An 18,241-nucleotide genomic window follows, 5' to 3' on the forward strand; every position below is an offset into this window, starting at 1 on the left:
TACCCGGTCACTCGCCACTGCGTCGTCGTTCCGCGGGCGTCGGCAAAACGGAGTGGACCACGTCATAGCATATTTCTGACAGTAGGTCTTTACGGGGTCGCGCCGAACGGCTAGGTAATGGAGGATGCGACCCGCGTCCGGCGGCTCGAAGCGTTGCATCGGACGACGCGGGAGTTGATGGAGGCCGAGACGTACCGGGAGGTCGCAACCGTGAGCGTTCGAGCGGCGTCGACGGTCCTCGGTCTGGACGCGAACGCCATCCACCTTTACGAGGACGGCGAGGGGCTCGTCCCGGTGGCGTCGACGCCGCACGTGGAGGAACTCGTCGGCGACCTCCCGACGTTCACCGAGGGGAACGGCATCGCGTGGCGGGTCTACGCGTCCGGCGAGCCGACCGTCGTCGAGGACGTCCGCCACGACCCGGACGTCTACAACCCGGACACCCCGATTCGGAGCGAGATGTTCCTCCCGCTCGGCGAGCACGGCATCCTCGTCGCGGGGTCGGCGACGACGAGCGCGTTCGACGACGAGGACCAGTCGCTCGCGCAGGTGCTCGCGACGAACGTGGAGGCGGCGCTCCGGCAGGTCGACCGGAAGCGCGAGCTCATCCGGAAGAACGAGCGCTTAGAGCGGTTCGCGAGCGTCGTCTCCCCCGACCTCCGCAGCCCGCTCACGACCGCGCGCGGCTACCTCGACCTCGCGCGCGAGGACGGCGACGCCGAGCACTTCGACCGCGTGGAAGGCGCGCTCGACCGCATCGAGAGCATCGTCTTCGACCTCCTCGACCTCGCGCGCGCCGGGGACGCCATCGAGGAGACGGAGCCGGTCGCGCTCGCCGCCGTCGCCGAAGACGCGTGGCGCGCGGTCGAGGGGGCGGGCGTCGGCTCCCTCGAACTCGACGAGGACCTCGGGCGGGTGTCCGCGGACGCGAGCCGCCTCCAGCAGCTTCTGGAGAACCTCTTCCGGAACGCGCTCGAACACGGCGTTCCCGCCGCTCACTCACACTCTCGCGGGAGTCCGGACGGACGCGGCGACGGCGCGGTCACGGTCCGCGTGGAAACGACGCCGGAGGGGTTCGCGGTCGCCGACGACGGCGTCGGCATCCCGGAAGACGACCGCGAGCTCGTCTTCAACTCGGGCTACTCGACGCGCGACGACGGCACGGGCTACGGCCTCGCCATCGTCGAGGAGATCGCGGACGCGCACGGCTGGAACGTCGCCGTCACCGACAGCGAGTCCGGCGGCGCGCGCTTCGAGTTCACCGGGGTCGAGACGGCGGCGTGACTCGCGGATTGGGGTTCCGCGCGGCTTAACTCGCTCCGCAGAATAGGCAGAGCCGATGACTACCCGCGTCGATGCGCTCGCCGCTCGCGTCCGTGACGCCGACGCCGTCGTCGCGTTCACGGGCGCGGGCGTCAGCGCCGCGTCCGGCATTCCGACGTTCCGCGGCGAGGACGGCGTCTGGGGCGACGAGTTCGACCCGGCGGATTTCCACGTCGACCGCTTCCGGAACGACCCGGCGGGCTTCTGGCGCGAGCGCCTCGCCCTCTACGAGCGCATGGCACCCGACGGGGTCGCGCCGAACGCCGCGCACCGCGCGCTCGCCGACCTCGAAGCCGCCGGAGAGCTGGACGCCGTTATCACGCAGAACACCGACGGCCTGCATCGGGACGCCGGAACGGAGTCGCTCGTGGAGCTCCACGGGACGAACCGCGAGGTCGAGTGCGTGGACTGCGGCGCTCGCGCGGACGCCGCGCCCGTCCGCGAGCGCGTCCGCGACGGCGACCTGCCGCCGACCTGCGAGGCCTGCGGCGGCCTCCTCAAGCCCGCCGTCGTCCTCTTCGGCGAACGCCTCCCGCGCGGCGCGCTCGACCGCGCTCGCGACCTCGCCCGTGAGAGCGACTTGCTCATCGCCACCGGCTCCTCGCTCACCGTCGAGCCCGCCGCGTCCATCCCGCGGAAAGCAACCTACGGCGGGTCGCTCGCGGTCGTCAACCTCGACTCGACCCCGCAGGACGCGCTCGCGGAGGTCGTGATCCACGACGACGCCACCGACGTCCTCCCCGCGGTCGTCGACGCAATAGTCGATAGTTAGTCGAGGAAGTCGCGGAGCGCGTCGACGTATGTCTCCGTTCGGTCTTCGACGACCCAGTGGTAGGCGTCGCCGAGTTCGACGATTTCCGCTCCGCCGCCGACGTCGTCGGCGAGCCGCTCGGCGTACTCGACGGGCTGCATGACGTCGTCCGCGCCCCAGAGCAGGAGCGTGTCCGCGGTGATGTTCGAGTAGTCGAGTTCGGTGGTGTGGCTCGTGTTCGTGGCGACGGCGCAGCGTTCGAGGGAGACGCGGCCGGCCTCGGAGCGCCACGGAGCCTTCATCCCCTCGACGAAGTCCGGGTCGGCGTCGCCGTGGACGCCGTCGGCGAACGCGAAGTCGAACGCCGCCTCGAACTCGTCGCTGCTCATTCGCGACACCGCGCCGGGGATGCTGAGGTCGTTCACGAACTCGACCGGCCAGGAGTCGTAGGCGACGGCGTTCGAGAGGACGAGGTTCGCCACTCGCTCGGGCTGGTGGGCGGCGAACCGGGAGGCGACGCCGCCGCCGATGTCGTGGCCGACGAGCGTCACGGCGTCGACGCCGAGGCCGTCGAGGAACGCGTCGAGCATCGCCTCCTGAGCGCGAATCGAGCGGTCGAAGGCGTCGGCGTTCGCGGAGTTCCCGTAGCCGAGTAGGTCCGGCGCGAGCACGCGGTAGTCGTCGGCGAGCGCGGGCGCGACGTCCCGCCAGAGGAACGACCACGTCGGAATCCCGTGCAGGAAGACCACGGGCCGGTCGTCACCGTCGGCGTCGCCGGCGTCGTAGTAGGCGACGCGGCGCGCCTCGCCGTCGACGGTTACGCTCCGTTCGTCCTGTCGGTCAGTCCACTCGGTGTGATCCATCGCCTACGAAATCGGGAAGAACCGTGATAAATCTCCGGCTCGCGGAAGAGGGGTCAGTCGACGATGCGCTCGGCGTCCTTGTCCTCGGAGTGGACGCCGGGGAGGGTGTCGAGGATGGCGTCGACGTCTTCCCCGCCGCGGTTGTAGTACCAGTAGCCGGCGAAGACGACGAGGCCGACGACGAGCCACGGGACGTAGACGGTGAGCGACCCCTGGTAGGCCTTCGTGAGGAGGCCGAGGGAGCCGACGGTGCCGAGGAGGCCGGTGATGGCGAGGCCGGCCTTGCTGTCGAAGCCGGCGCGGGCGGCGAGCTCCGGCCGACTGAACCGGACGTAGAGCGCGGTCGCGGAGACCGTGCAGTACGCGATGAGGTAGGAGAACGTCGCGATGACGATGACCTGCGTGAGGCCGGTGGAGTAGAAGGTGAGCGCGGACGCGACGACGTAGAGGGTAACGAGGCTCCAGTGGGGCGTGCGGAAGCGCTCGCTGACGGCGGAGAACTGCGCGGGGAAGACGTTGTCCCACGACCACGAGTACGGCATCTTGATGCCGGCGGCCATGACGGCGTGAACGGAAGAAGCGGTGGCGAGCAGGCCGCCGAACGCGACGACGGCGGTCGCGTTAAACGGCAGGAAGGTGGCGGCGGCGGTGGCGAGCGGGCGGTCGGAGTTCGCGAGCAGCGTGTAGTCGCCGACGACGCCGTAGATGACGGCCGCCGTCCAGACGTAGAGGAGGATGAGGATGGCGGTACCGCCGGCCATCGCGAGCGGGAGGTTCCGCGAGGGGTTCTTCACTTCCGCGCCCATCTGGCCGGCGACGGCGATGCCGATGTAGGCGTAGAAGAGCGGGACGGCGGCGGCGATGAAGCCGTTCGTCCCGCCGGTGAAGAAGGGCGTGTAGTTGCTCGGCTGGACGTTGAAGCTCCCGGGAATCACGAGGACGAGGATGGAGAGGATGAGGACGCCGAAGATGGCGTTCTGCGAGCGGCTGTAGGTCCGGACGCCGACGAGGTTCACGAGGAAGAGGACGGTGAGGAGGGCGAACCCGGCGAGGGTGGCGTCGACGCTCGGGTAGAAGACTTTGAGGTAGCTGCCGAAGCCGAGCGCGAGCGCGGCGTCGGCGGCCATGTAGCCGAGCCACTTCGACCACGTGACGAGAAACCCGGGCAGGCGGTTCCGGTAGGTCCGTGAGATGTAGGCGTAGGAGCCTGAGGCGGCCGGGAAGATGGTCGCCATCCACGAGTAGTTCACCGCGATAGCCATCGCGAGAATCCCGGAGAGGACGACGACGAGGATGATGCTGGGGCCGGTCGTCGCGGACGCGGTGCCGAGGGTGACGAACAGGCCCGCGCCGAGCGTGCCCGCGATAACGGTGCTCATCGCGCCGAGCAGCCCCATGTCGCGGGAGAGGCTGCGGTCGTCGCGGCTCGAGTTACTTGGCATGGGCTACCATAGTTCACACTTCGGGCATAGTACCGGCCTCTAGCATGAACGGGTCGCGGGGGAGCGCCGTCGAGGGGGCTACTCGGGGCGGCCGAGGAGTTTGGCTTCGGCCTTCCGGAGGTGTTCGAGAAGCGTCGCCTTGGAGACGTCGAGGTCGTCGGCGAGGTCGGCGGCGGAGACGTGTCGCGGCCACGCGTAGTAGCCTTCGTCGCGCGCGGTCTCGAAGACCTCGCGCTGGCGCTCGGAGAGGTCGTCGAGGGGGAGGACGCCCGCGCCGCTCTGTTCGGTGGCGGTGACGCGACTCACCGCGATGTCGGCGTCGAGTTCGGCTTCGATGTCGGCGAGGCGGTCGAGGGCGTCGTCGCGCGTGCAGTCCGCGATAACGGTCCACGACTCGCGGCCGTCGGCCATCCGCACCGGCTCGTCCGGGATGAATCCCCGGGAGACGAGCGCGTCGTTGATGCTCTTCTCGATGTCGTAGCGGACGACGAGCCGGCGGCTCGCGTTCCCCGGGATGGTCTCGTCGACGACCCCGGGGTCGTCGACGACCCAGACCGCGTCGGTGAGCGGCGACGCCTCGATCTCGTCGACGAGTTCGTCCACCTCCTCGGTCGTCTCGGCGTACGCCGTGAACCGCCCGTTCGCCTGCCCGTCGACCGTGTAGACGCCGTGGCCGAGCAGGCCGGCGTCGACGGCCTCCGTCACTTCGAGCGTCCAGCACTCCGGATGCCAGAGGTCGAGCGTCAGCCGCACCGCCCGCCACCCCCACTCCCTCGCTCGCTCCGCCGCTTCGCCCCGCGTTCCCCCGTCCCGTGAGCCCCGTGCCGGCGTGCCATACCTCCGCGTAGGCCGGGTACCGGCAAAAGCACGTCGTCGGACCGTTCATGAGAGGGAGGGTGTACTTTCCGGCGACTCGCGCTAGCTAGGCCCATGGACCTACGCAGTGCGTTCGACGCCCCGGCTCCCGCAATCGTCCTCGCCGAGGGCGCGTTCGGCGACGTCGCCGGGAAGACCGCGAACGGAGTCGTCATGCACTCAGAGCTGTTCGACGCGCGGGCCGTGGTGGACTCGACGACGGCCGGCCGGTCGGCGCGCGACGTCCTCGGGAAGCCGGACGCGCCCGACGTGCCGGTCGTCGAGTCAGTGGCGGACGCCCTCGACGCGCGCCCGGACGCGGCGGTGCTCGTCGTCGGCGTCGCCCCCGCTGGCGGCGACCTCCCGGAGGCGTGGGCCGACGACATCGAGGACGCTATCGCGGGCGGCTGTGACGTCGTCTCCGGCCTCCACACGTTCCTCTCGGAAGACGCCGAGTGGCAGGCGCTCGCCGCCGAACACGGCACTCGGTTGTTCGACGTCCGGAAACCGCCGAGCGACCTGCGCGTCGCGGACGGGAGCGTCGAGGACGTCGACGCCGATATCGTCCTCACCTGCGGGACGGACTGCGCGGTCGGGAAGCGCACGACGACGTTCGAACTCTACCGGGCCGCCCGGCAAGCCGGCCTCGACGCCGGCTGGGTCGCCACGGGCCAGACGGGCATCATGGTCGGCGCACAGCAGGGCGTCGTCGTCGACCGCGTGCCCGCCGACTTCGCCGCCGGCGTCGTCGAGTCGATGGTGAAGGACGTCGCCGCCGACCACGACCTCGTCTTCGTCGAGGGGCAGGCGTCGCTCGCCCACCGCGCCTACGCGGGCGTGACGCTCTCGCTCCTCCACGGCGCGTGGCCGGACGCCGTCGTCCTCGTCGACGACCCGACGCGAAAAACACGGGGACCGTTCCCGCGTTTCGAGCTCGGCGGCGTCGAGGCAGAGCGCGACCTCGTCGCCGCACACTCCGACGCCACCGTCGCCGCGCTCTCGACGTGGGGCGACCCCGAGAGCGAAGGGGAGAAACACGGTCTACCGACGGCGAACGTCTACCGCGACGGCGGCGCTGCCGACCTCCTCGACGCCGTCCGCGACGCCCTATGACGGTCACCGACCTCGCGGTCGAGCCGCTCGACCTGGCGATGACCGCGCCGTTCGAAATCGCCACCGGGACGCAGCACGCCGCCGAGAACGTCCTCGTCACCGTCACGCTCGACGACGGCACGCGCGGGTTCGGCGAGGGCGCACCGGCGACGAGCGTGACCGGCGAGACGCAGGCCGCGACGCTCGAAACCGCCCGGGCCGCCGCCGCGCTCGTCGAAGGCGAGGACGAAGCGCAGTATCGCGACCTCGTCGCGGCCGTCCGCTCGACGTTCCCGAAGCAGCCGGCGGCGACGCTCGCCGTCGAAACCGCCGTCCTCGACGCGTACTGTCGCCGCCGCGACCTCCCGCTCGCCGCGCTCTTCGGCGGCGCGCCCGACACCGTCGAGACGGATCTCACCGTCCCGATTCTCGACGCCGGGGTCGCGCGCGAACGCGCTGCGACCGCGGTCGAAGACGGGTACGAGACGCTGAAAGTGAAGACCGGAACCACCGTCGAGCGGGACGTCGAGCGCGTCGCCGCGGTTCGAGACGCCGCTCCCGATGCGACGCTCACCGTCGACGCGAACCAGGGGTGGACGCCGAACGAGTCGGTTCGATTCGCGGACGCGCTCGACGACCGCGGCGTCGACCTCGCGCTCCTCGAACAGCCGGTCGCCGCCGCCGACCTCACCGGGATGGCGCACGTCCGGGAACGCGTATCGGTCCCCGTCGGCGCGGACGAATCCGTCTTCACGCCCGACGACGCCGTTCGGGTGGTTCGCGCGGACGCCGCCGACGTCCTGAACGTGAAGCTCGGCAAATCCGGCCTGCTCGGCGGGCAGGCGATCGTCGAGGTTGCACGGGCGGCGAACCGCGAGGCCATGGTCGGCTGCATGGTCGAATCCTCGCTCGGCACGCACGCCGCCGCCCACCTCGTCGCCGGTGACGGCCGGTTCGCTCACGTCGACCTCGACAGCAACCGCCTCCTCGCCGAAGACCTCGGCTCCCTCGAACGCGGTCCCGTCATCGAGCCGGCCGGCCCCGGCCACGGCGTCGAGCCCTGACCGCTCGCGCGACCGCACACCCATCGAGTTTGAACGGGCATCGGTCGAGTGGGCGAGGTGTGACCGCGTTCGGCCCGGACCGACAGCGGGAGGTGGACAGCGCGGGGAAGCTTGCCGGCGAGACGCCGGACCGCCCACCGAACTCCGAGGCGCTGGAGGCGTCGGCGCTCGACGCTGCTCTCCGAGGGGGCGTACGGTGCGCCGCCGGGAGAGAGAGAGCGCGCCACGGGGGTCCGCGGTGAGGAACTGCCGTTCACGGAGGAATAGATTCGACTGACACACCGGCCGGTCCCATCGGCAGAGTCGGAGACGGCGTCCTCTCGCTCCAGTTCAGCCTGCGGTGCCTAGGGTGTCTCATACCTCGAACGGGGGAGGCGTCGGGACTGAACACGGCTCCGATCAGTTCGTGGAGTGACTCCGGCTCGCGGGGCCGAAGAAGGTGTAGAGCACGTACGTGAACAAGCAGACGTTCACGGCGGCTAGCAGGACGACGAGTTGGCCTTCCACGAGTAGAAACGCGAGTACCGGTATCAGAGCGAGGAGCGCCAGTCCGGCCAACCAGCGGGTCGACATCTCTGCCATAGTCGTAGGTGAAGTGAAGGAAGTGTTAAGCGTAGCGGTCAGTCCCAGGTACTGGGTACGCTAACAACGGCTTATCTGTAGCTGTCTAAATTTCCGCGTATGAACTGGGCCATCTGGCCGAACATATCAACTCCAGTTAGTATGACTGGCGGCGTTTCGACCGCACCTCGGAGGGGGAGTGATGACTAACTCGCCCCGGAAACCGACTCGACGCCGATTCATTCAAGCGGGGGCGACGGCCGCCGCGGCCGCCGCTGCGGTCGGAACGACGTCGGCGCAATCGGGCGGCGACTACGGCGGCTGGTTCGGGAGCTCGACGGGCGGAGAGACACAGAACTACGACGGGACGACGGTCGACAAGACCGGACAGGATTCGGTGACCGTCAAGGTCGGAACGGAGGGGAACAACGGGACGTACGCGTTCTCCCCACCCGCGGTGAAGATCTCGCCCGGGACGAACGTCCAGTTCGAGTGGGTGTCGAACACGCACAACATCAAGGTTCAAGAGCAGCCGTCTGACGCGAACTGGCAGGGCGAACCGGCGATCAAGAACACGGGGTACTCCTACTCCCACACCTTCCAGACTGCGGGCACGTACAAGTACTACTGCGAGCCGCACCTCGCACCCGGGATGAAGGGCGTCATCGTCGTCGCGGGCGGCGGCGGCGGGAGCGGCGGCAGCGAGAGCGCGGACTGGGGCGACTGGTTCACCGACGCCGGGAGGGGCGGGGAAGTCAAAAACTACGACGGGACGACGGTCGACAAGACCGGACAGAGCGAGGTAACGGTCGACGTCGGCGCGGACGGGAACGGCGGCCCGTACGCGTACGCGCCGCCCGCAGTGAAAATCGATCCCGGGACGGAGGTAACGTTCAACTGGGTGTCGGACACGCACAACATCCTCGTCGAGAACCAGCCGTCGGACGCGAACTGGCAGGGGAAACCCGAAATCAAGAACACGGGGTACTCGTACTCCTACACCTTCCAGACGTCGGGGACGTACGAGTATTACTGTGAACCCCACCTTTCGCTCGGCATGAAGGGCGGCGTCTTCGTCACCGGATCCGCAAGCGGGGGCGGCGGCGGCGGCGGTGGCGGCGGCGGCGGCGACAGTTCGTCTGCCGGGGGGCTCGTGCAGTTCCTGGCGGCGTTGGTATTCGCTCCCGCGGTCGTTGCCCTCCTCGCGACGGCGTGGTATCTCATCGACGACTACCGACAGCGGCGCGCGGAGCGGGAGCCGGAGACGCCGACAGCGCCCCCGGAAACCGTCGAAGCGGCGCGTCGAGAGCCAGAGAACGCGATCCCGCACGACGAGTACGATCCGTGGGGGACGGCGACGCTCATCGCCGGCTACCTCGCGATCATCACGATCGCGTGGATCCTCATGTACTTCATCGAATTCCTCAGCCACGGGCCGCACATCCTCGGGTGATTACGTAATGGACATACACCGATACGAGAAGATCTGGATCGCTATCTCACTACTGTTCATCGTCGGACTGATCGCCTCGGTCGTCTACGGGGTGATCGGTCTCGGCGTGACGACGACCGGGAACTCCCACGAGACGATCAACTCGAACGACCTCTCGAACACCGAGTTCGCGGACCCCGGAGGGCGCTGGGTGGAGTCTGATCACTACGTCGTCGACGTCGTCACCCGGCAGTTCTTGTTCCAGCCGGGGACGCAGACGCCAATCATGGTCCCGGCGAACACGACTGTGACGTTCCGCGTGGCGAGTCCGGACGTCGTTCACGGATTCGAGGTCGTCGGGACGAATATCAACGTCATAGTGGTCCCCGGTCAGGTGAACAGATTCTCGACCACGTTCGATCAGCCGAATACGTACGGGATCGTCTGCAACGAGTACTGCGGTGCCGGCCACCAGAACATGCAAGGACAACTCGTCGTCGTTCCTCGGTCCGCGCTGCCTCCGACCGAGAACACGACGGCAAACCAGACGTCGAACAGCACGCAGAGTGACCGCTCGAGCAGGACCCCGCTGAATACCGTGGTCGGGGGTGATCGGTGATGGCGTTCGTCGACGAGCATCCGTTCGAAGCGAAGATCGCTCGATTGAACATCGCCGTTGCGCTCGTCGCCGTCGGGATCGGCGGCCTCTTCGGACTGCTCCAGGCGTGGTTCCGGGCGGACTTCGTCCGTTCGTTCTTCTCACCGACGCAGTACTACGCGATACTCACCGCCCACGGCGTCCTGATGGCGCTCGTCTTCACGACGTTCTTCACCGTCGGCCTCTTCACGTGGGGCGTCACGCGCAGCCTCGGACGTGGCTTCCACGACCGGCGCGTCACCTGGGGCTGGTTCACGCTGATGACTCTCGGGCCGATTCTCTCGTTCGTCTCGGTCCTCGGCGAGTTAGTCAGCTGGATCCCGCTTCACGCCACAGTCCTCTACACGTTCTACGCGCCGCTCGAAGCGTCCCCGACCTTCTACGTCGGACTCGCGCTCCTCGTCGTCGGCTCCTGGGGCGCGGGCGTCGATTTCCTCTGGTCGCTCTACGACTGGCAGCAGCACAACCCGGACACGCGAATCCCGCTCCAGACGTTCATGGCGGTCGCGACGATGCTGCTCTGGTTCCTCTGCTCGGCGGGCGTCGCCATCGAGGTGGTCTTCTTCCTCCTCCCCTGGTCGCTCGGCTGGATCCCGGCCGTCAACCCGCTGCTCACGCGCACGCTCTTCTGGTACTTCGGGCACGCAGTCGTCTACTTCTGGCTGTTACCCGCGTACTTCGTCTGGTACTCGCTCCTGCCGAAGTTCTCCGGCGGACGCCTCCTCTCTGACTCGCTCGCTCGCGTCGTCTTCCTCCTCTTCCTCCTCCTCTCGACGCCGGTGGGTCTCCATCACCAGTTCAGTGACCCCGGCATCTCCCAGGGGCTGAAGTTCGTTCAGATGGTGAGCACGTACTTCATCCTCCTTCCGAGCCTGATGACCGCGTTCACTGTCGTCGCGAGCATGGAGCACGGCGCTCGACAGCGCGGCGGCACCGGCCGCCTGAGCTGGCTACGCGCCCTCCCCTGGGAGAACCCCGCGTTCTCCGGCTGCGCGCTCGCCGGCCTGATCTTCGCCGCCGGTGGCTTCGGCGGGATGGTGAACGCCGGGCTGAACATCAACGCGATGATCCACAACACCATCTGGGTGCCCGGCCACTTCCACCTCACCGTCGGCACTGCCGTCGCCCTCACCTTCATGGCCGTCACCTACTGGCTCTTGCCGCAGCTCACCGGCAAACGTCTGCGCCACCGGACGCTCGCGGCCGTCCAGCCGTACCTCTGGTTCGTCGGCATGGTCGTCATGTCGAACGCGATGCACCGAGAGGGACTCGCCGGCGTCCCCCGCCGTACCTCGCTCCCCCAGTACTCGCAGGTGACGTTCAACCTCCCCATCACCGGACTGGGAGAGACGCACCTCCAGCTCGTCGGGGGCGCTGCGCTGCTCTTCGTCTCCCTCTGTTGCTTCCTCGTCGTCGTGCTACAGACGTGGCGGGGTGAACGCGGCGCGATGCCGCTCGCCGTGAACGGTCACGTCCCCGAGCCGCTCTCGGGAGCCGACGCCGGCCCCGGGATCCTCGACGACTTCCGCCTCTGGTTCGCGATCGCCGTCCTGCTCGTCGTCATCGCCTACGGCATCCCTATCGCACAGATGATTCAACACGGGCTCTTCGCGCCCGGCTCCGCTCCCATCCCCGCCTAACAATGACAGAGAACACGCAGTCTGAGACCGCCGAGACGCGGTCGGCGAGTCGCGCCAGCAACGTCGAGGACGACGTGTGGAGTCGCCGCTCCTACATCAAGTACCTCGCCCCGATCAGCGTCGCCGTCCCGGTCGTCGTCGAGGGGCGCACGCTCGTCGGCCTCCTCCGTCAGGACTTCGCCAGCGGAGGGAGTTCCTATTCGAAGCCCACCGGCGTCGACGTCGGAATCGGTGGCGAGCTCCGCCCGGATACGCCGACGCGGGAGACGCTGCGAAACGCCGCGATATCCTCGACGAGCGACGGTGAACGACTCGTCCTCTCTGCCGGTGTGAAGAACACCCAGCAGGCGGCCTACCGATTCAGTCTCGGTGCCGTCACGACCGACGGGGGGGAGACCGTCGAAGGGGGCGGTCAGACCGACCCCGTCTCACCGGGCGGGACGGCTACCGTGCAGTCGACGTACACGCTCCCTGCGGATGCGACGCCGAAATCGGTGGACACGACGGTCACTATCGGGGGGCGGACTTCGAAGAAGACCGTCCAGCTGGCACCGCTCCCGGCCGCGCAGAGGAACGAGTAACCCTCGACCATGCCGTCCTGTACACTCTGCGGGCTCGAGACGCCCCAGCCGCCCGTCACGGACGACGGCGCGGACGGTCGCTTCTGCTGTCGCGGCTGCCTGGAAGTCGCCCGCACGCTCGACGACGCCTCGGCGGCTGACGCCGAGACGGCGCGAGATGCACTCGCCGCGGATGCGGACGCAGACTCGGTCCCGGACGACGCGGAAACGGCGTATCTCGCCGTGGACGGGATGCACTGTGCGACCTGCGAGGCGTTCCTTCAGTCGCGCGCGCAGGAGTCAGACGGCGTCTTCGACGCGGACGCCAGTTACGCGGGAGACGCGCTGAAAGTCACCTACGACGCCGACCGAACCGACCCCAGTGAGCTCGCATCGGCCGTCTCCGGCTACGGCTACCGCGTCCGCCAGCGCGGAGCGGACGTCGACGAATCCGCGACGCTCACGGCGTCCGTGCGCTTGCTCCTCGGGGGGTTCTTCGGGATGATGGTGATGGTCTACTACGTCCCCTTCCTCTACCCGGTCTACCTCGGCGGAGCGCCCCTGCTGCCGTTCTTCACCACGTCGAGCGTCGCCGGCCAGTACCTCCTCTGGAATCTCGCCGTCTTCGCGGGCGCGGGGACGGCGATAGCGGGCTACCCGATCTTCCGCGGGGCGCTCGTCAGCCTCCGCGCCCGCCGGCCGAACATGGACCTGCTCGTCGCGCTCGCGTCCGGGGCCGCGTTCGGGTATAGCGTCCTCGTTCTCCTGCTCGGCGGCACCGAGGTGTACTTCGACGTCTCCATCGTCGTCGTCCTCGTCGTGACGCTCGGCGAGTATCTGGAAACGCGGATCAAGTCCCGGACGACGGAGCGGCTCCGAACCACGACGACGGAGCGGGCGCAGACCGTCCGCGTTCGGACGACCGACGGGGTCGAGCGCGCGGCACTCGAGTCGGTCGACGCCGGCGACCGCATCGTCTTGCGGAGCGGGGAGCGCGTTCCCCTCGACGGCACCGTCACTGACGGGGAGGGTGCCGTCGAGGAGTCGCTGCTCACCGGGGAGTCCCGGCCGCGGCAGGTCTCCGTGGGCGACGCCGTCGTCGGCGGAAGCCGCCTGGTCGCCGGCGGCGTGACAGCGCGCGTCGCCGACGGGACCGAGCGGACGCTCGACCGGATCACCGACGCGCTCTGGGACGCCCAGACCACGCACAGCGGTGTCCAGCGGCTCGCCGACAAGGCGGCCGCGGTCTTCGTCCCGGGCGTCTTCGGGCTGTCGGTGCTCGGACTGCTCGCGCACCTCGCCCTCGGAACCGCTCCCGAATCCGCGCTCCTGATCGCGTTGACCGTCCTCATCGTCTCCTGTCCCTGCGCGCTCGGCCTCGCCACGCCCCTCGCAGTCTCGCGCGGCATCCGAACCGCGCTCGAGGCCGACGCGATCGTGACGGATTCGAACGTCTTCGAGCACGGCGGCGACATCGACGTCGTCGCACTCGATAAGACGGGCACGCTCACGACCGGGGAGATGTCCATCGAGGACGTCGCCGGGGACCGGAGCGCCCTGCGCGCGGCGGCCGCGCTCGAAACCTACGTCGACCATCCGGTCGCCGAGGCGGTCTGCGAGTTCGCGACGGCGGACAACGCCAGCGTGAGCGGCGTTCGGAACCACGCGCACGGGGTCTCGGGACGCGTCGATGGCGACGAGGTCCTCGTCGGCGACCCGGACCTCTTCGAAGCGCGGGAGTGGCGTGTTCCCGCGGCGCTCGCGGACCGCATCGACGACGCCGCGAGCGAGGGGTACGTTCCGGTGGTCGTCGGGGTCAGCGGCGAGGCGACCGCGGTCGGACTGGCGGCCGACACGCCGCGGTCAGGCTGGCGGGAGGTCGTCTCGACGCTCGCGGACGACCATCGCGTCGTAGTCCTCACCGGTGACCGCGCGGAGCGCGCAGCGCCGTTCCGCGCGTGCCCCGAAGTCGACCGCGTGTTCGCGGGAGTCCCGCCGGAGGGGAAGGCCGCGGTGATCGACCGCCTCCGCGAACGCGAGACAGTCGCGATGGTTGGAGACGGGACGAACGACGCGCCCGCGCTCGCCGCCGCGGACGTCGGCGTCGCAGTCGCCGACGGCGTCGAGCTCACGACGGACGCCGCGGACGTCGTCGTGACAGCCGGTGGCTTCGACGTCGTTCCGACCCTGCTCGCCGTCGCGAGCGCCACTCGACGGCGGATTCGCACGAACCTCGCCTGGGCGTTCTGCTACAACGCCGTGGCCGTCCCGCTCGCGCTCCTCGGCGTCCTCAATCCGCTCCTCGCCGCGGTCGCGATGGGGGCGAGCAGCCTCTTCGTCGTCGCGAACAGCGCGAGAACGCTCGACGGAGTAAGCCGATATCGCGCGCGCCTGCCGTTCGCTCGAGCGCGGTCGCGGATCGAGCGGGTGGTCCGCGCGTGACGACGACTCGCCGGTCGCGAGCGGGTCTCGCCGCGCTCGTCGCCGTCGAAGCAACGCTCCTGGCGTGGTACGTTCTGACGGCGAACTCGTCGATACTCGCGCCGCGCTACCTCCTCTACCCGTTCGTGTGGACCACCGCCGGAGCCGTGGCGGTGACGCGAGCGTGGCCAGTCAGTGGCGGCCGCAGGCGCCGACTCCTGGCGGGGGGGCTCGCCGTTGTCTACCTCGGCGTGTTACTCGTCGCGAACGGCGTCGTCGCCACGACCGCCGCTCCGCCGTCACTGACAGTCTCGTGGCTTCCCCCCGGCTGGGGACCGGCGGTCCTCGCGACGACGTCCGGTCTCCGGGTGGCGATCATCCCGTTCAAGCTCGTCGGCGTCCTGTCGCTCACCTACCTCGTCTACGCGCGCCTCGTCGACGCGGCCGCACTGGCGGCGAGCGCCCTCGTCGGGTTGTTCTCCTGTGTCAGTTGCACGTATCCACTCGTGACTGCGCTCCTCGGCGGCGGGCTCGGCGGCGGTCTCCTCGGGGCGATGTCGCAGTCACCGTACGCGTACGACGCGTCGACGGTCGTCTTCCTCGTCACCCTCGTCCTTCTCGATCGATCGTTCGCGCTCCCCGCTCGGTTCGTCACCGCGATACGGTGGGCGATTGGTCGAGCGACCCCGCCGCACGCCCACTAGGCGCGTGCACCCGCTATCGGTTGCGAGCCGATTACCCGCATCGCGACTTCGAGGCGCGTCGGGTGGCATCACTCGCTAACCCGGGGGACTGTCGCGGTCGACCCACGAGACGGTTCGTGCGTTCTGCGACGACGCGTTCCCGTAGTTGAACGCCCGCCCGTTTCCGGTCGTTCGAACGCGCGCTGCCCGACGTCTGGCGCGCCCAGGCGACGTCTACCGGTTCGAGGAGACCGGCGTCGGGGGCTGTCCGTGCGAGCGGGTCGAAGCGGACGGCTACCCTCGCCGCCGGCGCATACGTCGAAGGCGACGCGCCGCATCTGCCGTCCCGCGCGGCGGGTCTTGAGACGCCCCCGGCGTCTGATACCTCCCGCGCAGCCGGCCTCCGATAACGGCTCCCGGATAAGTCCGACAGCCGAACGAGTTCGGGGAGACACCGACAGTGGAGGCACGCATACGTCGGCTATGGGCGACCGAACGAGACGTCTCGGACGGGCGGTGTCGACTAGAGGCGCGTACGCGGCCGGTGCGGTCGGTGTGCTCGCCGGCTACGTCGTCGCGGGTGAGCGCGGTGCCGTCGCCGTCGGCGCTGCCGGCTACTTCGGCGTGAAGTCCATGCAGAGCCTCTACAAGGGACTCTAGAGCGGGGGAAGCGCGGCGACGGTCTACGGTCCTTTGAGCCGGAGTGACGGGGCGGCCTCACTCGAACGGGTTCACGTGCGCCGGGCGACGACCGTGCCGCGAACATGTTCGGGGACACATTCTGGACCGTCCGGTGGCTCCCTCCGAGTAGGCACTGATGGCTGACGCAGACCGACTCACTCGATGCTCGGACCGACGCGAGGTGGCCCGCTGATGCTTCAGGAGTATCGACCGGGACAGCGGGCCGGCGAGTCGCCCGACGACGGCGACGAGTTGGTGACCGTCCTCGACGACGCCGACGAGTTGGTGGCCGCCCTCGACGACGCCGACTGCCGTGCGTTCCTGCGTGCGCTCGACGAGCCGCGGACGGCCGCGGGGCTCTGTCAGTGCTGCGACGTCCCGTCCTCGACGGCGTACCGGAAGCTCGACCGTCTCGTGGACGTCGGCCTCGTCGACTCGAAGGTCAAGGTCCGCAGCGACGGCAACCACCGAAAGCAGTTCTCCCGCACCGTCGACGCCGTGACGATCACCGTCGACGACGACGCCCGCCTCGAGCGGGAGTGACGCGGCCGTCCGTCTCCGAGGTCGTCCTCGGCACCGCCCGCCGCCCCCGGGGCGACGGCGGGCGGTTCGGGACGTCACTGACCGACACAGCGCTCCAGTATTGCAGTACCCATACAAACACTTTTGCCCGTGAGAACCCTACTTCGGGCCAGTAATGGCTGATTCGATGCACGAGATGCTCCAGCGGGACATGGAGTGTGAGGGCCTCTTGGAGTGCTTCCACGGCCTCGGCGAGATCGACAAGGAGGTGTTTCGGGAGCTCACGGAGAGCGCGGAGCCGCTCACCATCGACGACGTCGCAGAGCGCGTCGACCGCGAGCGCTCTACCGCCTACCGCTCCGTGCAGCGCCTCCTCACCGCGGGCTTCGTCCGGAAGGAGCAGGTGAACTACGAGCAGGGCGGCTACTACCACGTCTACGAGCCGCGCGATCCCGACGTCGTCGCGCAGGACCTCCAGCGGATGCTGAACGACTGGTACGCGAAGATGGGCCAGCTCATCGGCGAGTTCGCCGAGACGTACGGCGACGCGAACGCCGACTCCGCGACCGCCGAGTGAGAACGAGACGGACTACTTTTCGTCGACGCGGACGCGTTCGCCGCGGCCGGCGGCGGCGTGGGCGGCGGCGACGGTCTGCATATCGACGAGGCCGTGCGCGCCGTCGAGTTCGAGGGGCGTGTCCGTGAGGAAGCCGTGGGCGGCGTAATCGAAGATTTCGGTCATCTGGTTCGTCGTCGGCGTGTCGACGTCGACGGTGCGGTCGTCGACGGTGAGGCGGAAGTCGGTCTCCATGTGGAACGCGGGTTCGATGCGGACGCGGCCGTCGGTGCCCGTGAGTTCGAGGTACGAGCCGTCGTGGGCGCGCTGGCTCGTGGTGAAGGTCGCGTCGACGCCGCCCTCGTACTCGACGAGGAGCGCGGCGCGTTCGTCCGGCACGTCGTCGAAGGCGTCGTGCTCGGAGCGCATCGTCGCCTGCACGGCGACGGGGTCGGCGTCGAGGAGGAACCGCGTCGTGTTGATGGAGTAGATGCCGAGGTCCATCACGGAGCTCCCGTACCCCGTGAGCTCGGGGTCCAGCCGCCACTGGTCGGGGTCGGCGAAGATGTCGAGGAGGCGCTGGGTGTTCTCCGAGTGGACGAACCGCGGGTCGCCGATGACGCCGTCGCGGACGAGGTCGCGGACCCGGCGGATGACGGGTTCGGTCTGCATCCGGTAGCCGACCGCGAGCGCGACGTCCTCGGCCTCACAGACCCGAACCATCTCCGCGGCGCGCGGTGCCGTCGCCTCCATCGGCTTCTCCGTGAGGACGTCCTTCCCGAGTTCGGCGGCGGTTCGCGTGAACTCCAGGTGGGTGGCGTTCGGCGTGCAGACGTAGACCGCGTCGTACTCTCCTGACGCCGCGCCGTCGTGGAACGCCTCGTAGGTGAGCGCGGCCGCCGCGGTGTCGACGTCCGCGGCGACGTCGCGGGCTTTCTCCCGCGAGCTCGACACGAACACCGTCGCCTCGCAGAAGTCCGAGTCGGCGACGGCGGGGAGCGCCTCGTCGACCGTCCACCAGCCGAGGCCGACGAGCGCGAACCGCACCGTTCCAGACGCATCCGTCTCCCAGTCCCGGTCGTCGAACGCAGAGAGATAGCTCGATAGCGACATACGTCTCGATACTGCGCTCCGCCG

18 protein-coding genes are annotated in these 18,241 nt (G+C 69.1%); 13 read left to right on the forward strand and 5 right to left on the reverse strand.

Features of this window, described 5'->3' with window-relative positions:
• Window positions 1-117 precede the first annotated feature (117 nt).
• A complete protein-coding gene (locus IEY26_RS12955) occupies window positions 118-1,284 on the forward strand; it encodes a sensor histidine kinase (RefSeq protein WP_188979594.1) in 1,167 nt (388 codons plus the stop codon).
• Between the two features lie 55 nt (window positions 1,285-1,339).
• Entirely contained in the window at window positions 1,340-2,095 is a 756-nt protein-coding gene (locus IEY26_RS12960) for a Sir2 family NAD-dependent protein deacetylase (RefSeq protein WP_188979596.1), read from the forward strand.
• Here IEY26_RS12960 and IEY26_RS12965 read toward each other — a convergent pair.
• The 3 genes from IEY26_RS12965 to IEY26_RS12975 all read right to left on the reverse strand — a co-directional run bounded on the left by IEY26_RS12965 (window position 2,092) and on the right by IEY26_RS12975 (window position 5,132).
• Window positions 2,092-2,937 carry an alpha/beta fold hydrolase gene (locus IEY26_RS12965; RefSeq protein ID WP_188979598.1) on the reverse strand — a complete coding sequence of 282 codons (846 nt, stop codon included), beginning with the start codon at window positions 2,935-2,937 and terminating at the stop codon, window positions 2,092-2,094. The two genes, IEY26_RS12960 and IEY26_RS12965, sit on opposite strands and share 4 nt — an antisense overlap.
• A gap of 53 nt (window positions 2,938-2,990) precedes the next feature.
• Entirely contained in the window at window positions 2,991-4,379 is a 1,389-nt protein-coding gene (locus IEY26_RS12970) for an APC family permease (protein WP_188979599.1), read from the reverse strand.
• A 78-nt stretch (window positions 4,380-4,457) separates the two neighbouring features.
• Window positions 4,458-5,132 carry a helix-turn-helix domain-containing protein gene (locus IEY26_RS12975; protein WP_229774116.1) on the reverse strand — a complete coding sequence of 225 codons (675 nt, stop codon included), beginning with the start codon at window positions 5,130-5,132 and terminating at the stop codon, window positions 4,458-4,460.
• 177 nt (window positions 5,133-5,309) lie between these two features.
• Here IEY26_RS12975 and IEY26_RS12980 point away from each other — a divergent pair, with 177 nt between their 5' ends.
• Both IEY26_RS12980 and IEY26_RS12985 read left to right on the forward strand, forming a co-directional pair.
• Entirely contained in the window at window positions 5,310-6,347 is a 1,038-nt protein-coding gene (locus IEY26_RS12980) for a DUF1611 domain-containing protein (protein WP_188979601.1), read from the forward strand.
• The gene (locus IEY26_RS12985; RefSeq protein ID WP_188979603.1) at window positions 6,344-7,390 is read left to right on the forward strand and encodes a dipeptide epimerase; all 1,047 of its coding nucleotides are present in this window, start codon (window positions 6,344-6,346) and stop codon (window positions 7,388-7,390) included. Before IEY26_RS12980 ends, IEY26_RS12985 begins: the two co-directional genes overlap by 4 nt.
• A 399-nt stretch (window positions 7,391-7,789) precedes the next feature.
• Here IEY26_RS12985 and IEY26_RS12990 read toward each other — a convergent pair whose 3' ends face one another.
• Window positions 7,790-7,972 carry a hypothetical protein gene (locus IEY26_RS12990; protein WP_188979605.1) on the reverse strand — a complete coding sequence of 61 codons (183 nt, stop codon included), beginning with the start codon at window positions 7,970-7,972 and terminating at the stop codon, window positions 7,790-7,792.
• 181 nt (window positions 7,973-8,153) lie between these two features.
• On the opposite strand from IEY26_RS12990, the gene IEY26_RS12995 reads away from it, so the two are divergent.
• The 9 genes from IEY26_RS12995 to IEY26_RS13035 all read left to right on the forward strand — a co-directional run bounded on the left by IEY26_RS12995 (window position 8,154) and on the right by IEY26_RS13035 (window position 17,125).
• Window positions 8,154-9,404 (forward strand): halocyanin domain-containing protein, encoded by a 1,251-nt coding sequence (locus tag IEY26_RS12995; RefSeq protein WP_188979607.1) that lies wholly within the window; start codon window positions 8,154-8,156, stop codon window positions 9,402-9,404.
• A gap of 7 nt (window positions 9,405-9,411) precedes the next feature.
• Window positions 9,412-10,002, forward strand: a complete 591-nt coding sequence (locus IEY26_RS13000; protein ID WP_188979609.1) for a cytochrome c oxidase subunit II — start codon at window positions 9,412-9,414, stop codon at window positions 10,000-10,002.
• A complete protein-coding gene (locus IEY26_RS13005; protein WP_188979611.1) occupies window positions 10,002-11,681 on the forward strand; it encodes a cbb3-type cytochrome c oxidase subunit I in 1,680 nt (559 codons plus the stop codon). The genes IEY26_RS13000 and IEY26_RS13005 overlap by 1 nt, the downstream gene beginning before the upstream one ends.
• A 2-nt stretch (window positions 11,682-11,683) precedes the next feature.
• Entirely contained in the window at window positions 11,684-12,262 is a 579-nt protein-coding gene (locus IEY26_RS13010; protein ID WP_188979613.1) for a hypothetical protein, read from the forward strand.
• Window positions 12,263-12,271: 9 nt separating this feature from the next.
• Window positions 12,272-14,683, forward strand: a complete 2,412-nt coding sequence (locus tag IEY26_RS13015; RefSeq protein WP_188979615.1) for a heavy metal translocating P-type ATPase — start codon at window positions 12,272-12,274, stop codon at window positions 14,681-14,683.
• On the forward strand, window positions 14,680-15,366 hold the full coding sequence (locus IEY26_RS13020) for a DUF7546 family protein (RefSeq protein ID WP_188979617.1): 687 nt from the start codon (window positions 14,680-14,682) through the stop codon (window positions 15,364-15,366). The genes IEY26_RS13015 and IEY26_RS13020 overlap by 4 nt, the downstream gene beginning before the upstream one ends.
• A 495-nt stretch (window positions 15,367-15,861) precedes the next feature.
• Window positions 15,862-16,005: a hypothetical protein gene (locus IEY26_RS13025; RefSeq protein WP_188979619.1), complete on the forward strand. Its 144-nt coding sequence runs from the start codon at window positions 15,862-15,864 to the stop codon at window positions 16,003-16,005.
• A gap of 213 nt (window positions 16,006-16,218) precedes the next feature.
• Window positions 16,219-16,569: a winged helix-turn-helix domain-containing protein gene (locus IEY26_RS13030; protein ID WP_188979621.1), complete on the forward strand. Its 351-nt coding sequence runs from the start codon at window positions 16,219-16,221 to the stop codon at window positions 16,567-16,569.
• A 154-nt stretch (window positions 16,570-16,723) separates the two neighbouring features.
• Window positions 16,724-17,125 (forward strand): helix-turn-helix domain-containing protein, encoded by a 402-nt coding sequence (locus tag IEY26_RS13035; protein WP_188979623.1) that lies wholly within the window; start codon window positions 16,724-16,726, stop codon window positions 17,123-17,125.
• A gap of 12 nt (window positions 17,126-17,137) precedes the next feature.
• Here IEY26_RS13035 and gfo6 read toward each other — a convergent pair whose 3' ends face one another.
• Complete coding sequence (gene gfo6, locus IEY26_RS13040) at window positions 17,138-18,217, reverse strand: D-xylose 1-dehydrogenase Gfo6 (protein ID WP_188979625.1); 1,080 nt, start codon at window positions 18,215-18,217, stop codon at window positions 17,138-17,140.
• Between the last annotated feature and the right edge of the window lie 24 nt (window positions 18,218-18,241).

Source organism: Halocalculus aciditolerans (assembly GCF_014647475.1).
Taxonomy (GTDB): domain Archaea; phylum Halobacteriota; class Halobacteria; order Halobacteriales; family Halobacteriaceae; genus Halocalculus; species Halocalculus aciditolerans.

Excerpts from the sequence above, each read along its gene's own strand:
- IEY26_RS12955 (WP_188979594.1), top strand. The coding sequence starts at position 118 with ATGGAGGATGCGACCCGCGTCCGGCGGCTCGAAGCGTTGCATCGGACG.
- IEY26_RS12960 (WP_188979596.1), top strand. The coding sequence starts at position 1,340 with ATGACTACCCGCGTCGATGCGCTCGCCGCTCGCGTCCGTGACGCCGAC.
- IEY26_RS12965 (WP_188979598.1), bottom strand. The coding sequence starts at position 2,937 with ATGGATCACACCGAGTGGACTGACCGACAGGACGAACGGAGCGTAACC.
- IEY26_RS12970 (WP_188979599.1), bottom strand. The coding sequence starts at position 4,379 with ATGCCAAGTAACTCGAGCCGCGACGACCGCAGCCTCTCCCGCGACATG.
- IEY26_RS12980 (WP_188979601.1), top strand. The coding sequence starts at position 5,310 with ATGGACCTACGCAGTGCGTTCGACGCCCCGGCTCCCGCAATCGTCCTC.
- IEY26_RS12985 (WP_188979603.1), top strand. The coding sequence starts at position 6,344 with ATGACGGTCACCGACCTCGCGGTCGAGCCGCTCGACCTGGCGATGACC.
- IEY26_RS12990 (WP_188979605.1), bottom strand. The coding sequence starts at position 7,972 with ATGGCAGAGATGTCGACCCGCTGGTTGGCCGGACTGGCGCTCCTCGCT.
- IEY26_RS12995 (WP_188979607.1), top strand. The coding sequence starts at position 8,154 with ATGACTAACTCGCCCCGGAAACCGACTCGACGCCGATTCATTCAAGCG.
- IEY26_RS13000 (WP_188979609.1), top strand. The coding sequence starts at position 9,412 with ATGGACATACACCGATACGAGAAGATCTGGATCGCTATCTCACTACTG.
- IEY26_RS13005 (WP_188979611.1), top strand. The coding sequence starts at position 10,002 with ATGGCGTTCGTCGACGAGCATCCGTTCGAAGCGAAGATCGCTCGATTG.
- IEY26_RS13010 (WP_188979613.1), top strand. The coding sequence starts at position 11,684 with ATGACAGAGAACACGCAGTCTGAGACCGCCGAGACGCGGTCGGCGAGT.
- IEY26_RS13015 (WP_188979615.1), top strand. The coding sequence starts at position 12,272 with ATGCCGTCCTGTACACTCTGCGGGCTCGAGACGCCCCAGCCGCCCGTC.
- IEY26_RS13030 (WP_188979621.1), top strand. The coding sequence starts at position 16,219 with ATGCTTCAGGAGTATCGACCGGGACAGCGGGCCGGCGAGTCGCCCGAC.
- IEY26_RS13035 (WP_188979623.1), top strand. The coding sequence starts at position 16,724 with ATGGCTGATTCGATGCACGAGATGCTCCAGCGGGACATGGAGTGTGAG.
- gfo6 (WP_188979625.1), bottom strand. The coding sequence starts at position 18,217 with ATGTCGCTATCGAGCTATCTCTCTGCGTTCGACGACCGGGACTGGGAG.